This is a genomic window from Allobosea sp. GW821-FHT03A12 (genome assembly GCF_058986765.1).
On the sequence record NZ_JBYSVZ010000004.1, the window covers coordinates 474543 to 489215 of the forward strand.

The 14673-nt window shown below is 67.3% G+C and carries 12 protein-coding genes; 11 read left to right on the plus strand and 1 reads right to left on the minus strand.

What is annotated here, in order from left to right; all coding sequences use genetic code 11:
* Positions 1-232: 232 nt before the first annotated feature.
* The 7 genes from AC3WLC_RS16530 (at position 233) to AC3WLC_RS16560 (ending at position 8189) form a co-directional block, all read left to right on the plus strand.
* Entirely contained in the window at positions 233-1237 is a 1005-nt protein-coding gene (locus AC3WLC_RS16530; RefSeq protein WP_493685000.1) for a TRAP transporter substrate-binding protein, read from the plus strand.
* Positions 1238-1302: 65 nt separating this feature from the next.
* Positions 1303-1812: a TRAP transporter small permease gene (locus tag AC3WLC_RS16535; RefSeq protein WP_346361150.1), complete on the plus strand. Its 510-nt coding sequence runs from the start codon at positions 1303-1305 to the stop codon at positions 1810-1812.
* Between the two features lie 11 nt (positions 1813-1823).
* Positions 1824-3101, plus strand: a complete 1278-nt coding sequence (locus AC3WLC_RS16540; RefSeq protein ID WP_291672083.1) for a TRAP transporter large permease — start codon at positions 1824-1826, stop codon at positions 3099-3101.
* A 10-nt stretch (positions 3102-3111) separates the two neighbouring features.
* Complete coding sequence (locus tag AC3WLC_RS16545; protein ID WP_493685001.1) at positions 3112-4179, plus strand: beta/alpha barrel domain-containing protein; 1068 nt, start codon at positions 3112-3114, stop codon at positions 4177-4179.
* Positions 4180-4181: 2 nt separating this feature from the next.
* Entirely contained in the window at positions 4182-5111 is a 930-nt protein-coding gene (locus AC3WLC_RS16550) for a DUF6282 family protein (RefSeq protein ID WP_493685002.1), read from the plus strand.
* A 55-nt stretch (positions 5112-5166) separates the two neighbouring features.
* Complete coding sequence (locus tag AC3WLC_RS16555; protein WP_493685003.1) at positions 5167-6606, plus strand: NAD-dependent succinate-semialdehyde dehydrogenase; 1440 nt, start codon at positions 5167-5169, stop codon at positions 6604-6606.
* Complete coding sequence (locus AC3WLC_RS16560; RefSeq protein ID WP_493685004.1) at positions 6606-8189, plus strand: GMC family oxidoreductase; 1584 nt, start codon at positions 6606-6608, stop codon at positions 8187-8189. The genes AC3WLC_RS16555 and AC3WLC_RS16560 overlap by 1 nt, the downstream gene beginning before the upstream one ends.
* A gap of 290 nt (positions 8190-8479) precedes the next feature.
* Here AC3WLC_RS16560 and AC3WLC_RS16565 read toward each other — a convergent pair whose 3' ends face one another.
* Positions 8480-9856: an aminotransferase gene (locus AC3WLC_RS16565; RefSeq protein ID WP_493685005.1), complete on the minus strand. Its 1377-nt coding sequence runs from the start codon at positions 9854-9856 to the stop codon at positions 8480-8482.
* 457 nt (positions 9857-10313) lie between these two features.
* Here AC3WLC_RS16565 and AC3WLC_RS16570 point away from each other — a divergent pair, with 457 nt between their 5' ends.
* Genes AC3WLC_RS16570 through AC3WLC_RS16585 form a run of 4 tightly spaced genes read left to right on the plus strand, consistent with a single transcriptional unit; the run spans position 10314 to position 14568 of the window.
* Positions 10314-11351, plus strand: a complete 1038-nt coding sequence (locus AC3WLC_RS16570) for an ABC transporter substrate-binding protein (protein ID WP_493685006.1) — start codon at positions 10314-10316, stop codon at positions 11349-11351.
* A gap of 51 nt (positions 11352-11402) precedes the next feature.
* Positions 11403-12518, plus strand: coding sequence for an ABC transporter ATP-binding protein (locus AC3WLC_RS16575; RefSeq protein ID WP_493685007.1), 1116 nt, complete (start codon positions 11403-11405; stop codon positions 12516-12518).
* 16 nt (positions 12519-12534) lie between these two features.
* Positions 12535-13728 (plus strand): ABC transporter permease, encoded by a 1194-nt coding sequence (locus AC3WLC_RS16580; protein WP_493685008.1) that lies wholly within the window; start codon positions 12535-12537, stop codon positions 13726-13728.
* 3 nt (positions 13729-13731) lie between these two features.
* Complete coding sequence (locus AC3WLC_RS16585; RefSeq protein ID WP_493685009.1) at positions 13732-14568, plus strand: ABC transporter permease; 837 nt, start codon at positions 13732-13734, stop codon at positions 14566-14568.
* Positions 14569-14673: the final 105 nt, after the last annotated feature.

The window sequence follows — 14673 nt, forward strand, 5'->3', positions numbered from 1 at the left end:
TGGCGGTCATTCGCACGTTTTGCCCTATTTGGAGCCTTCGCCGCAGCTTGTCAAAAGCGCGAACCTTGTCCTTTCGCCCGAGCCCTGGACGAACGGGAGCGGTGTTCGCTTCACAACCGGAGCGGCATTGACCGGCCGTTCTCGCTGTGGCTATAAGCGTTCTCGTTAAGAGAACCACAAACGCGCAGTGAGAACAAGCGCGGTTCGCGGACAGATCATCGAGGGAGGTTTCATGTTTCGCTGTTTTCGCCGAACGCTCGTCACCGGCACGGCCTTCGCAGCCATGCTCGCGGCCGCCATCCCCGCCTTGGCGGCGGACGTCACGCTCAAGCTCGGCCATGCCGTGTTCGAGAGCCATCCGAACCATGACTCCGCCGTCCGCTTCAAAGAGGCGGTCGAGCGCGAGTCGAAGGGTTCGGTGAAGATCCAGATCTACCCCTCGCGCCAGCTCGGCGACGTCAAGGAGCTGATGGAAGGGGTCCAGTTCGGCACCGTCGACATGACCGTGAACTCGACCTCGGCGCTGTCCACGCTGGTCCCGGCCACCGACGCGCTGCAGCTCCCCTTCGTGATCGGCAGCTACGAGGCCTTCGCCAAGCTCGCCGTCTCCCCCGAGGCCAAGGCCGTCGCGGCCGGGCTCGAGAAGCACGGCATGATCGCGCTGGCGCTCTATGACGGTGGCCAGCGGCATTTCCTGTCGGTCAAGAAGCCGGTCAACGCGGTCGAGGACTTCAAGGGACTGAAGACGCGTATCGCGCCGAACCGGCTCTTCCTCGACACTTGGCGGGCCGTCGGCGTGAATCCGACCCCGCTCAACTATGGCGAGGTCTACTCGGCCTTGGAGACCGGCGCGCTCGATGCCGTCGAGATCAACCTCACCTCGATCGACAGCGAGAAGTATTACGAGGTCGGCAAGAATGTCAGCCTGACCGGGCAGTATTTCTGGCCGAGCTACCTGCTGATCAACAAGGCGAAGTTCGACGGCCTGACCGCCGAGCAGAAGGCCGCCATCCGCAAGGCCGCCGACGAGACGGTCGCGCCGCAGGTGATGGCCGTCGCCGAGCTCGACAAGAAGCTGATCAACGAGCTGAAGGGCCGCGGGGTGAAGATCACCGAGCCCTCCAAGGAGCTGCTCGACGCGCTGAAGCAGCGCACGCGCCCGGTCGTCGAGGCCTATGTGAAGAAGAGCCCCGAGATCGCCGCCTTCGTGGCCGCGGCCGAGAAGCTCCGGCCCTGATCGCAGTCCGAGCCCTCGGCCGCACATTGCGGCGAGGGCTCCCTCTAGCCATGGGTCCGACCAGGATGTCCCGTCACAATCCCCGGCTTCTGCGCGCAGTCTCGCTCTATCTGCGCGCCTTGCACTATCTCGCGATGGCCGGCGTAGCGACCCTCGTGGTCGTCGCCGCCATGCAGGTCTTCTTTCGCTACGTCGTCGGCGAGTCGCTGTTCTGGTCCGAGGAGCTGATGCGCTCCCTGATGGTCTGGATCGCGTTCCTCTCCGCCGGCATCGCCTATTCGCGCGGCGAGATGCTCGGCATGCGCTTCGTCGTCGACGGGCTGCGCCCTTCTCTCACCGCCAAGATCGATATCGCCGGCCGTGTGCTGATCGTGCTCTTCCTGCTGGTGGTCGCCTGGTATGGCTGGCTCTTCACCATGCGCACCAGCGAGCAGGAAGCGGTCTCGCTCGAGATCTCGCTCGGCTGGCTGCATGCGGCGATCCCTGTCGGCTGCCTGCTGCTCGCTGTCCACGTCGCCTTCGCAGACCTCTTCCGTTCGGCCTTGCCGAAGGAAGAGACCTCGCACTCGCTCTGAGGCGCACGCCCATGGTCTGGCTGCTCTCCGTCTTCGCCTTCACCATCCTGATGGGCATCCCGGTGATCTTCGTCCTCGGGATCAGCGCGCTCGCCTATTTCGTCCTCACCGGCCAGCCGCAATATCTCCTGGTCATCCCGCAGCGCATGTTCGCCGGCGTCGACCAGTTCATCCTGCTCGCGATCCCGCTCTTCGTGCTCGCCGGCGCGCTGATGGACACTGGCGGCCTGACCCGCCGCCTTCTCGAATTCGCCAACGCCTTCGTCGGCCGCTTCCGCGGTGGCACCTCGCTGACCGCGATCTGGGGCAGCTTTCTGTTCAGCGGCATCTCGGGCTCGGCCGCGGCGGACGCTGCCGCCATGGGCTCGGTGCTGATCCCCGACATGAAGAAGCAGGGCTATGACGTGAACTACGCCGCCGCCCTGATCGCGGTGGCGTCGCTGATGGACCCGCTGATCCCGCCCAGCATCACCATGATCATCTATGGCGCGCTCAGCGGAACCTCGATCGCCAAGCTGTTCATCGGCGGCATCGTGCCCGGCATCTTGCTGGCGCTGTCGCTCACCGCCTATGCCGTCTTCATCGCGCACAAGCGCGGCTATCCGCGCCTGGCGCCGCCCTCGCTGGCGCAGATCGGCCGGCTGACGCTGACCGCGCTGCCGGTGCTGTTCCTGCCGGTGCTGATCGTGGTCGGCATTCGCGGCGGCGCCTTTACCGCGACGGAGGCCGCCGCCATCGCGGCGATCTACGCCCTGGTCGTCGCCGCCTTCTGGTACCGGGTGCTGACCTGGGCCCATCTGCGCCATGCGCTGATCGCGACCGCGGTGATCTCCTCGGCGATCTACCTTTTGATCGCCATGGCGAACATCGCCGCCTTCGTCTTCGCGCTGGAGCGGCTGCCGCAGAACATCGTCGCCGGCATCCAGCAACTCACCGACAATCGCGTGCTGATCATCCTGATGGTCAACCTCGCGCTGCTGGTGCTCGGCATGTTCCTCGACGTCGCCGGCGTGCTGATCCTGACCGTGCCGGCGCTGGTCGGCATCGGCGCCGCGATCGGCATGGATCCGGTCCATCTCGGCGTGATGGTGACCTTCAACACCATCATCGGCTTCGTGCACCCCCCGCTGGGCCTGTGCCTCTTCATCGTCTCCGGCGTGGCGAAGTCGCCGATCGAGAAGGTGACCATGCAGGCCCTGCCGATGATCGGCATCGCGCTCGCGCTGCTGATGCTGATCGCCTTCGTGCCGGAGCTGGTGCTGTTCCTGCCCAACCTCCTGGTCAAATGAGGATGATGGCATGACACGCTCGCTCGCCACCCGCATCGGCCGCACCGCGCTCAAGAACCCGCTGATCGCGGCCTCGGCCGAGCATCTGATCGATGCCGACGGGGTCCGTGCCGCGCTGAAGGCCGGGGCAGGGGCCGTGGTGGTCAAGTCGACCAACGAGGTCCAGGCGGCGAAGGACCAGCTCCAGCGCGCCGAATACATGGTGCTCGACGAGCACTGGCGGCCGGTGCCCTGGGGACCGGACGCGCCGCGCGGCGCCACCATCGCCTGCCGCTCCGGCCTGCATCCGCTCGGCTTCGAGCCCTGGCTGGAGCAGACCGCGATGCTCGACCGTGAGGCGAGGGCGCTCGATTCCTACGCGATCCCCAGCCTGATCCTCGGCGATCTCGACCATGCACTCGCCATGGCGCGGCAGGTCGAGCAGGCCGGCCTGCGCGTGCTCGAATTCAACATCGGCACGCCCTATGCCAGCCAGGCGGCGAAGGGCGCCGTCTCGACCGAGCTCCTGCCCGAGCGCATCAGCCATCTCGTCCAGGCGATGCGCGGAGCCGTCTCGCTGCCGCTCTGGATCAAGGTTACCGGCCAGAGCGAGCGCGTGCCGGAGCTGGCGCGCGCTGCCTTCGAGGCCGGCGCCGATTCCGTCGTCATGGCCGGCCGGCTGCTCGGCTTCCTGCCCGATGTCGAGACGATGGAGCCCTTCCTCGGCACCAGCCTCGGCATCGGCGGCTTCTGGAACCTGCCGCTGACCTGCCATTGGCTGGCGACCTCGCGGCTCGCGCTCGGTCCCGAGCGGTCGCTGATCGGCATCAACGGCGCGCAGAGCGGGCTCGACATCGCGCGGATGATGCTGGCCGGCGCCTCTGCCGTCGGCATCGCCTCGCCGGTGATGTTGCGCGGTTTCGACTTGCTCGGCCAATCGCTGGCCGAGTTCCAGGACTATCTCGATGCCAAGGGCATCGATGCGGCCGATCTCGTCGGCGTCGCGGTCAACCACCGCAAGGCCTTCGCCGACATGCCCCTGCGCCAGGACAACTGGCGCAACTACGTGCCGAAGGCGCGGATCACCCCAGGAGAATGACCATGACCGACGCAGCCGCAACGTCGCAGGACGCTCGCATCAAGGCCCTGCTCAAGGGCTCGGTGGACCTCCACATCCACAGCGGCCCCTCGCTGATGCCGCGCAAGATCGACCATGTCGAGGCCGTCAGGCAGGCCGACGAGGCCGGCTTCGCCGCGATCCTGCTCAAGGATCACTATTACCCGACCATGCCGCTGGCCACGATCCTCGAGACGCACATCTCCAAGGGCGTGAAGGTGCTGGGCGCGATCGTGCTCAACAACCCGCTCGGCAGCATCAACCCCTCGGCCGTCGATTATGCGCTGAAGCAGGGCGCCCGCGTCGTCTGGATGCCGACGGCGCACGCCAACAACCATCTCGACCACTACAAGACCGACGCGAAGTTCGACTCCAAGTTCCCGGTCGCGACGCAGAAGACGCTGGCGCCGGCGCCGCTCTCGCTGCTCGGCCCCGACGGCAAGATCTCCGACGAGGTCAAGGCGATCCTCGACCTGGTTGCTGCCGCCGACGCCGTGGTCTCGGGCGGACATCACCATGTCAGCGAGTTGCTGCCCTTCTACGAGGAGGCCAAGGCGCGCGGCGTCAAGCGGCTGCTGCTCAACCACCCGACCTATGTCAACGAATGCTCGCTGCAGGACGTGCGCCATCTCGCCTCGCTCGGCGTCAAGATGGAGCACTCGATCTGCATGTTCGTGCCCTCGACCTTCCTGCTGTTCGATGCCGACCATCTCAAGGCGGTGATCGAGGCCGCCGGCATCGAGAACACGCTGTTCGGTTCCGATCTCGGCCAGAACAACAACCCGACCCCGGTCGAAGGCTTCGAGCAGATCATCGCGATGCTGATCGATGCTGGCTTCTCCGACGACCAGATCCGGCTGATGACGGCCGGTAACGCCGCCGATCTCGCCGGCCTCGCGCTCGCCGCCAACTGATGCCTTTCGCAGGCCGCGCATGGCGCGGCCCCGCCGCCCGTCCAGGAGATCACCCATGCCTTCATTCCTCATCGACGGTCAGTGGACCGACGGCTCGGGCAGCCGCCGCGGCGCGGTGCTGAACCCGGCGACCGGCGAGCAGATCGGCGAGGTGCCCTTCGCCGAGATCGCCGATCTCGACCGCGCGCTCGCCGCCGCCCAGAAGGGCTTCGAGATCTGGCGCAAGACCTCGGCCTATGACCGCTCGAAGATCCTACGCCGGGCCGCCGACCTGACGCGCGAGCGCGCCGAGACCATCGCCCAGCTCATCACCCGCGAGCAGGGCAAGCCGCTCTCCGAGGCGCGCATGGAGGCCGGTGGCCTCGGCGACCATATCGACTGGTATGCCGAGGAAGGCCGGCGCGCCTATGGCCGCGTCATCCCGCCCCGGCAATACGGCGCCCGCCAGATCGTGCTGCGCGAGCCGGTCGGCCCCGTCGCCGCCTTCAGCCCGTGGAATTTCCCGACCGGCCAACTCGTGCGCAAGGTCGCGGGAGCGCTTGCGGCCGGCTGCTCGATCATCGCCAAGGCGCCGGAGGAGACACCGTCCTCCTGCATCGAGCTGATCCGGGCCTTCCATGACGCGGGCGTGCCGGCCGGCGTCGTCAACCTCGTCTTCGGCGTGCCGTCGGAAATCTCCGAGCACCTGATCGCCTCGCCGATCATCCGCAAGGTCTCGTTCACCGGCTCGGTGCCGGTTGGACGGCACCTTGGTGCGCTCGCCGCCCGTCACGTCAAGCGCGCGACGATGGAGCTCGGCGGCCACGCCCCCTTCATCGTCTGCGACGATGTCGACGTCACCGCCGCAGCCAAGCTTGGCGCAGCGCTCAAGTTCCGCAATGGCGGGCAGGTTTGCGCCTCGCCGACGCGCTTCTATGTGCAGGACAGCGTCTTTGACACCTTCCTCGGCAGCTTCGTCGAGGCGTCGAAGGCGCTGAAGCTCGGCGACGGCGCGGCCGAGGGCACGCAGATGGGCCCGCTTGCCCATGCCCGCCGCGTCGATGCCATCGAGGGCTTCGTGCGCGATGCGGTCGATGCCGGCGCCGATCTCGCCTATGGCGGCGAGCGGCCGGGCAATCGCGGCTTCTTCCATGCGCCGGCCGTGCTCGCCAATGTGCCGGACAAGGCAAGGCTGATGCGCGACGAGCCGTTCGGACCGATCGCGGCGGTCAACCGCTTCGACACGCTCGACAAGGCGATCGCGCAGGCCAATGCCCTGCCATTCGGCCTCGCGGCCTTCGCCTTCACCAGCTCGGTCTCCCGCGCCACGCAGCTCGGTGACGAGCTGGAGAGCGGCATGGTCTCGATCAACCATTTCGGCATCGCCGCGCCCGAGACGCCCTTCGGCGGCATCAAGGATTCCGGCTATGGCAGCGAAGGCGGTTCGGAGGGGCTCGACGCCTATCTCTCGACCAAATTCGTCAGCCAGATCGGCGCCGAGCCGCGGCGGCCCTGATGGAGACCTACGACTATATCGTCGTCGGGGGCGGCTCGGCCGGCTGCACCGTGACCTCCCGCCTCGTCGAAGCCGGAAAGTCGGTGCTGCTGCTCGAATCCGGGCCGAAGGACAACCATCCCTACATCCACATCCCCGCGACCTTCATCAAGGTGCACGGCACGGCGCGGACCTGGCTGTACCGGACGGCGCCGGAGCCGCAGCTCAACGGCCGGCAGGTCTATGTGCCGCAAGGGCGCACGCTCGGCGGCGGCAGCTCGGTCAACGCGATGATCTATATCCGCGGCCAGGCGCAGGACTATGACGACTGGCGCGCTGCCGGCTGCACCGGCTGGGGCTACGAGGACGTGCTGCCCTTCTTCCGCAAGGCGGAGGGCAATGAGCGGCTGTCAGGCCCGCTCCACGGCACTGACGGACCGCTCAAGGTTAGCGATGCCAGGCATCGCCACCCGCTGAGCGCCGCCTTCCTGCGTGCAGCGCAGGAGGTCGGGCTTCCCTATAACGACGACTTCAATGGCGCGAACCAAGAGGGCGTCGGCTATTTCCAGACCACGACCTTCGCCGAGCGCCGCGCCAGCTCGGCCGCGACCTATCTGCGCGCAGTGCGCGGCAACAAGCTGCTCAAGGTCGTCACCAATGCGCATGTGCTCGGTCTCGTGCTTGAGAACGGCGCAGCGGTCGGCGTGCGCACGCGCCACGACAACGGCCAGGAGATCGAGACGCGGGTGCGCGAGGAGGTGATCCTCTCCGCTGGCGCGCTCTCGACCCCGAAGATCCTGATGCTGTCCGGCATCGGCCGAGCCGAGCACCTCACGGAGTTCGGCATCCCGGTGCGGCGCGAGCTGCGCGGCGTCGGCGAGAATTTCCAGGACCATCTCTCGGCCTCGGTCTACGGCCAGACCCGCGAGGAGATCAGCCTGCTCGGCAACGACAAGGGCCTGAAGGCGCTCCGCCACGGCCTGTCCTATATCGCGTTCCGGCACGGCCTCCTGACGTCCAACGTGGTCGAGAGTGGTGGTTTCGTCGACACGTCGGGCACGGGCCGGCCGGACGTGCAGTTCCACGTCGTGCCCAATCTGGTCGGGGACGTCGATCGCCTGCCGCCCGGCGGCCACGGCATCTCGATCAATCCTTGCGACCTCAGGCCGAAATCACGCGGAACCGTCCGTCTTGGCGGCAAGGATGCGGGCGATCCCGCCGTGCTCAACGGCAATTATCTCAGCGCGCCGGAGGACATGGCGACGCTGGTGCGCGGCGTCCGCCTGGCGCGGCGCATCCTGCGCGCGCCCTCGCTGGCCAAGCTGCTCAGCCACGAGATCGCGCCGGCGCGCGAGGACGACGTGCCCGACAGCGTCGTCGAGGACCACATCCGCACCGTCGCCAAGACCGTCTACCACCCTGCCGGCACCGCCCGCATGGGCACGGACGAGCTCGCTGTCGTCGATCCCATGCTGAGGGTGCGCGGCGTGCCGCGCCTGCGCATTGCCGACATCTCGGTGGTCCCGAGCATCGTCAGCGGCAACACCAACGCACCGGCGATCATGATCGGCGAACGCTGCGCCGACTTCATCCTGCGTCGCTGAGGGACGACGGGCCTCGCGCGTCATTCCGGGGCAGCCCGCAGGGCTGAGCCCGGAACCCATGACTACGACACATCCTGTCATTGCGAGGAGCGTCAGCGACGAAGAAATCCAGGGGGACGTAGAGCTCTGCCGCTCCTGAATTGCTTCGCGGACGCTCGCAATGACGGCATTTCGTCCGGCGCCGTCGTGTCCATGGATTCCGGGCGCGGCGCTGGTGCGCCGCCCCGGAATGACGGTGGCGTGGCTACGATCCGCCGGAGCAGCGACCTGCACACCCCGACGAACGCGCGCTACGCCGCGTTCCGTAGCGGGCCGGCGATCTCGTCGAGGCTGTCGCCGACGCTCGATACGATCCGGTCGACATCAGCCGCCTGGATGATCAGAGGCGGGGCGAAGACGAGCGTGTGACCCAGCGCACGCAGCAGGATGCCGCGCTGAGCGAGAGCGCTCGACAATGCCTGCGCGGCCCCGCGCTCGAGCGGGAAGGAGCGCCGGCTGGCCTTGTCCTCGACCAATTCGACCGCGGCCATCAGGCCGACGCCGCGCACCTCGCCGACCAGCGGATGGCCGGCGAGACGGCGCAGCCCGTCTTGCAGGCGCGGCGCGACCGCGCGGACATGGTCGACGATCCGCTCTTCCTCGTAGATCTTCAGGGCCTCGACCGCGATCGCGGCCGAGACCGGGTGGCCGCCATAGGTATAGCCGTGGCCGAAGCCGCCCAGCGCCTTCGTCCGGTCGGCGATCGCCTCATACACCTTGTCGTTCACCAGCAGCGCCGAGATCGGGGCATAGGCCGCCGACAATCCCTTGGCGCAGGTGAGCATGTCCGGCGCGATGCCGAAGGTCTGGCAGCCCCAATAACTGCCGGTGCGGCCGAAGCCGCAGATGACCTCGTCGGCAACGAAGAGGATGTCGTGGCGGCGCAGCACGGCCTGGATGCGCTCGAAATAGCCGGCGGGCGGCACGATGACGCCGCCCGTGCCCATCACCGGCTCGGCGAAGAAGGCGCCGATCGCCTCCGGCCCCTCGCGCAGGATCAGCTCTTCGAGCTCGGTGGCCAGCCGCTCGACGAAGGCCGCCTCGCTCTCGCCCTCTTGGCCGTTCCGGTAGAAATGCGGCGCGGTCACATGCAAGAAGCCGGGCAGCGGCAGGCCGAAGGAGCGGTGCATGTTCGGCAGGCCGGTCAGGCTGGCGGCGGCGATCGTCGTGCCGTGATAGGCGCCGAGCCGGGCGATGATCTTGCGCTTCTCCGGCTTGCCGATCGCGTCATGATAGTACCAGACGAACTTGATCGCCGTGTCGATGGCCTCCGAACCTGAGGACTGGAACATGGCGCGGGTCAGCCCCTCCGGCGCGACCGAGACCAGCACATCGGCCAGCTCGATCACTGGCCCATTCGAGCGATGCGCGAAGACCTGCTGATAGGGCAGTGCGTGGAGCTGGCGCGCGCCCGCCTCGGCCAATCGCTTGTTGCTGAAGCCGAGCGAGGCGCACCACAGGCCGGACATGCCCTCGATGAAGCGCCGGCCCTCGTCGTCGATGACATGGATGCCGTCGCCGCTCTCGATCACCATCGGCCCCGCGCTCTCGTGCTGGCGCAGATTGGTCTGCGGGTGGATGTGATACGCGATGTCGCGCGCACGGTTCGATTGGGGTTGAGGCGACATGTCGATCTCCTGGCAACGGGCGGCGGTCCTCGGCGCGATGCGCTCGCGGCACCTTGCTGCCAGGCTATCATTTCCCGTTTAGCGTGACAATGTTTTGTATAAAGATACGATCAGGCCACGCTTTGGAGGCGAGCGATTTGCTCCCGGCACGAAAGCGAGACGCGCACGATCGAAGCGGCGCTCCGCGTCGCGGAAATTCCGATAAATCTATTATAACAATCAGATAAAAGGCGCCCCGCCGACGCTTTCTCGTTCGGCCGAAGCCGGTTCCAGCGCATGCTCGCCATCGGAATTCTGCGGCGGCCCCGCCCTCGATGCCGGTCACCCAGAATCGGCATTGACGCGTTCGCGACAAAACAATATCGTTTCTCAAAACGATACACCGTTTCGACACGGAGGCACTCGCGACTGCGAGACGACGCTCCGGGGCTGGATGGAAAGCAAGGGGGATAGGATCATGACTTACGGCCGGATATCGCTTGCTGCCCTGCTCCTCGCCGCCGGGGCCGTCTCGGCCGGCGCGCAGGAGCGCCAGCTCACCGTCGCGACCTGGGGCGGGACCTATACCCAGAAGCAGCGAGCGACGATCATCGACCCGTTCGCGAAGGAAGCCGGCGTGCGGGTGCTCGATGCACCCTATACCGGCGGGCTCGGCCAGTTGCGGGCGATGCGCGAGGCCGGCAACAGCACCTGGGACGTGGTGCAGCTCGAGGCGCCCGACCTGATCGCCGCCTGCGCCGAGGGGCTGGTCCTGCGGCTCGATCCGGCGAAGCTCGCCAACCTCTCCGATCTCGGGCCGGGCGGCGCCAGTGAATGCGGGGTCGGCGCGGTCGGCTGGTCGATCGTGATCGGCTACAACTCCGATCTGGTGAAGCAGGCGCCGCGCTCCTGGGTCGATTTCTGGGATGTGAAGACCTTCCCCGGCAAGCGCGCCATGCGCCGCTCGCCGCAATATGCGCTGGAGGCGGCGCTGCTCGCCGACGGCGTCGCGCCGGCGGAGCTCTATGCGACGCTCGGCAAGAAGGACGGAGTCGACCGGGCCTTCAAGAAGCTCGACGCGCTGAAGCCGCATATCCAGTGGTGGGAAGCGGGCTCGCAGCCGCCCGAGTGGCTGGCGCGCGGCGAGGTCGCGATGGCGACCTCCTATGTCGGGCGCCTGCTCGAAGCCCGCGCCGAGAAAGCGCCGGTGTCCTTCGGCTGGGGCGGCTCGTTCTACTCGGTCGATTCCTGGGCGATCGTCGACGGCACCAAGCGCCAGCCGGACGCCTACGCCTTCCTCGACTACGCCACCGGCGCCAAGGCCCAGGCCGCGTTCTCCGAGATCCAGCCGGTCGCTCCGGTCAACCAGAAGGCCGCCGCGCTGCTGAAGCCCGAGCGGCTGGCGATCATGCCGATCGGCGACAACCTGAAGCAGGGAACCGTCTTCAGCGACACGTTCTGGGTCGAGAACATCGACGCCCTGACCGAGCGCTTCAACGCCTGGCTGGCCCGCTGAGCGGGCCGGCGGCAATCGCCCATTCCACCAACTGGCTGCGATGGACCTGGCATGACCTCTTCCACCATGGACGAGCATTTCGTCCGCTTCGTCGGCGTTCAGAAATCCTTCGGGGCTGCGAAAGTGGTTCATGACCTGAACCTCGACATCAAGCGCGGCGAGTTCATCACGCTGCTCGGGCCCTCCGGCTCGGGCAAGACGACCTGCCTCCTGATGCTCGCGGGCTTCGAGGCCCTGTCGCAGGGGGATATCCTCGTCGACGGGCGCTCGATCGGCTATGTGCCGGCGCAGAAGCGCAATATCGGCATGGTCTTCCAGAGCTATGCGCTGTTCCCGCACATGACCGTGGCCGAGAACATCGCCTTTCCGCTCACCTGCCGGAAGCTGCGCTCGGCCGAGATCGAAACGCAGGTCAAGCGCGCGCTCGCGATGATCAAGCTGGAGAGCTTCGCCAGCCGGCTGCCGGGCCAGTTGTCAGGCGGCCAGCAGCAGCGCGTGGCGCTCGCCCGCGCGCTGGTCTTCCAGCCGAGCCTCGTGCTGATGGACGAGCCGCTCGGCGCGCTCGACAAGCAGCTGCGCGAGGAGATGCAGTACGAGATCATGAGCATCCAGCAGGAGCTCGGGGTCACCGTCGTCTATGTGACGCACGACCAGTCCGAGGCGCTGACGATGTCGGACCGGATCGCGGTGTTCAATGCCGGCGTCATCCAGCAATTGGCGCCGCCGCGCGAGATCTACGAGGCGCCGGCCAATGCCTTCGTCGCCCGCTTCATCGGCGAGAATAACCGCCTCGTCGGCAAGGTGACCGAACGGAACGGCTCTTCCTGCGCCGTGACGCTCGCCGACGGGGCGCGCCTGCGGGCCCGGCCGGTCAATGCCGGCGCGGTCGGCTCGCCCTCGACCTTGTCGGTCCGGCCCGAGCGCGTCGTGCTCGGCGCAGCCGCCGCGAGCCGGGCCAACCGTTTCGAGGCGCTGGTCAGCAATGTCGTCTTCCATGGCGACCATGTCCGCGTCGCCATGCAGGTCGCCGGCCAGGACGGCTTCGTCGCCAAGCTCTCCAATGTCGTAGGCGTCGAGGTTCCCGTTGCCGGCTCCTCGGTCGCCGTCGGCTGGGACGAGGACGATTGCCATGCTCTCGACGTCGAGAGCGAAGTGTTGCGCCACTGAGCGGGCGGAGGAAGCCGTGAGCGGATTATCCCTGCCGCAAGCCCTTCGCGCGCCGATCAGCCGCTACGGGCTGCTCCTGCCGTGCCTGCTGTTCATGCTCGGCCTGTTCGTCTGGCCGATCCTCTCCTTGCTGACAGGGGGATTCCATAGCCCGGAAGTGTCGCAGGCGCTGCCGCAGACCAGCCGCGCCGTGCTGTCTTGGAACGGGCAGGGCCTGCCGGACGATGCCGCCTTCGAGGCGCTGATCACCGATCTGCGCGGGGCCGACCGGCGCGCGGTCGCGGAAGCGGGCCGCAGGCTCAACTACGAGATACCCGGCTACCGCGCCCTGATCCTGAAGACGGCAGGGCGTGCCGCGAGCACGCAGGGCAGGGCAGGCCTCATCGCCGTCGATCCCAAATGGGGAGAGGACAGCTATTGGCAGGCATTGCGCCGGGCGGCATCGCCGATCACGCCGAGATACCTTCTGTCGGCTCTCGACCTCGAGATCCGGCCGGACGGCAGCATCGGCGCGGCGCCACAGGAGAGCGCCATCTTCCTCGGCGTGCTCGGCCGCACGCTCTGGATCTCGCTCGTCGTCACCGTCAGCTGCCTGCTGCTCGCCTTCCCGGTCGCTTATCACATCGCGTCGAGCACGCCGCGCTGGCGCAATCTGCTGTTGCTGCTGGTGCTGCTGCCGTTCTGGACCTCGCTCTTGGTGCGGACCAGCGCCTGGGTCGTGCTGTTGCAGGACAACGGCATGATCAACAGCATGCTGCTACGCGCCGGCCTGATCGAGACGCCACTGCGCCTGATCTTCAACCGCACCGGCGTCTACATCTCCTTTATCCACGTGCTGCTACCGCTGATGGTACTGCCGCTCTACAGCGTCATGTCGAACATCTCGCGGGAATATCTGCGCGCCGCCTTCAGCCTCGGCGCGAGCGGCCCGCGGGCCTTCTTCAAGGTCTATCTGCCGCTGGTCTGGCCGGGCATCTGGTCCGGCACGCTGCTGACCTTCGTCGTCTGCTCCGGCTATTACGTCACGCCGCTGCTTGTCGGCGGCAACACCGACCAGATGATGAGCTATTTCATCGCCTTCTACACCAAGCAGACGGTCAATTGGGGTCTCGCCGCGGCGCTCGCCATCGTCCTCAGCCTGACCATCTTGCTCGTCACCGGCCTCTATGCCCTGGTCGGCCGGCGCCAGACAATCGTCGTGAAGGGGTAAGCGATGTCCGGATCCACCGCGCCCCGCCAGCAGCTCGGCCCATCGCCCTGGCGCATCCTGACCGTCGTGATCTCGGTGCTGGTCTACGCCTTCCTGCTCCTGCCGATCATCGTCGTCCTGCCGCTCGGCTTCAGCTCCGGCTCCTTCCTGACCTATCCGATGCCGGGGCTGTCGCTGCGCTGGTACGAGGAGCTCGCCCATAACTACAAATGGCTGCTCGCCCTGAAGAACAGCGCGATCGTCGGCGTCTGCGCCGCGGCGCTGTCATCGGTGCTGGGCGTCAGCGCGGCGCTGGCCCTGACCTCGCTGCCGCCGAAGGCGCGGGCGCTCGCCTATGGGCTGTTCATCGCGCCGCTGGTGGTGCCGGTCATCATCCTGGCGGTGGCGCTGTTCCTGTTCTTCTCGAAGCTCGGCCTCACCGGCTCGCTCGCCGGCATGGTCCTGGCTCACACCATCGTCGGCGCACCCTATGTGATGATCTCGGTCAACGCGGCGCTGCAGAACTTCGATACGACGCTGGTGCGCGCCGCCAAGAGCCTGGGCGCCTCGCCCTGGGGCGCGCAGCGGCGCGTCGTCTTCCCGATCATCAAGCCGGCCATCGTGGCGGGGGCGCTGTTCGCCTTCGTCGTCTCCTTCGACGAGGTGGTGATCTCGCTGTTCCTGGCGAGCCCCGAGCAGGTGACGCTGCCGATCCGCCTCTTCGACGGCATCCGCGACGAGCTGACGCCGGTCGTGATCTCGGCGGCGACGATCATGCTCTTCGTCTCCGTCGGCGGCATGATCTGCGTCGAGGCGCTGCGCCGCCGCTCGGCCAGAGCGCGCGGCCTCCAGGAGAGCTGACACGAGCGCTCGGCGTGCGGCGCCAGCCGAGTTACACGCTATTGAGGTTGTGTCGGCAGTATGCTCTGACGGGCATCGCGCCGACGAACGATAGCCGGCGTGCAG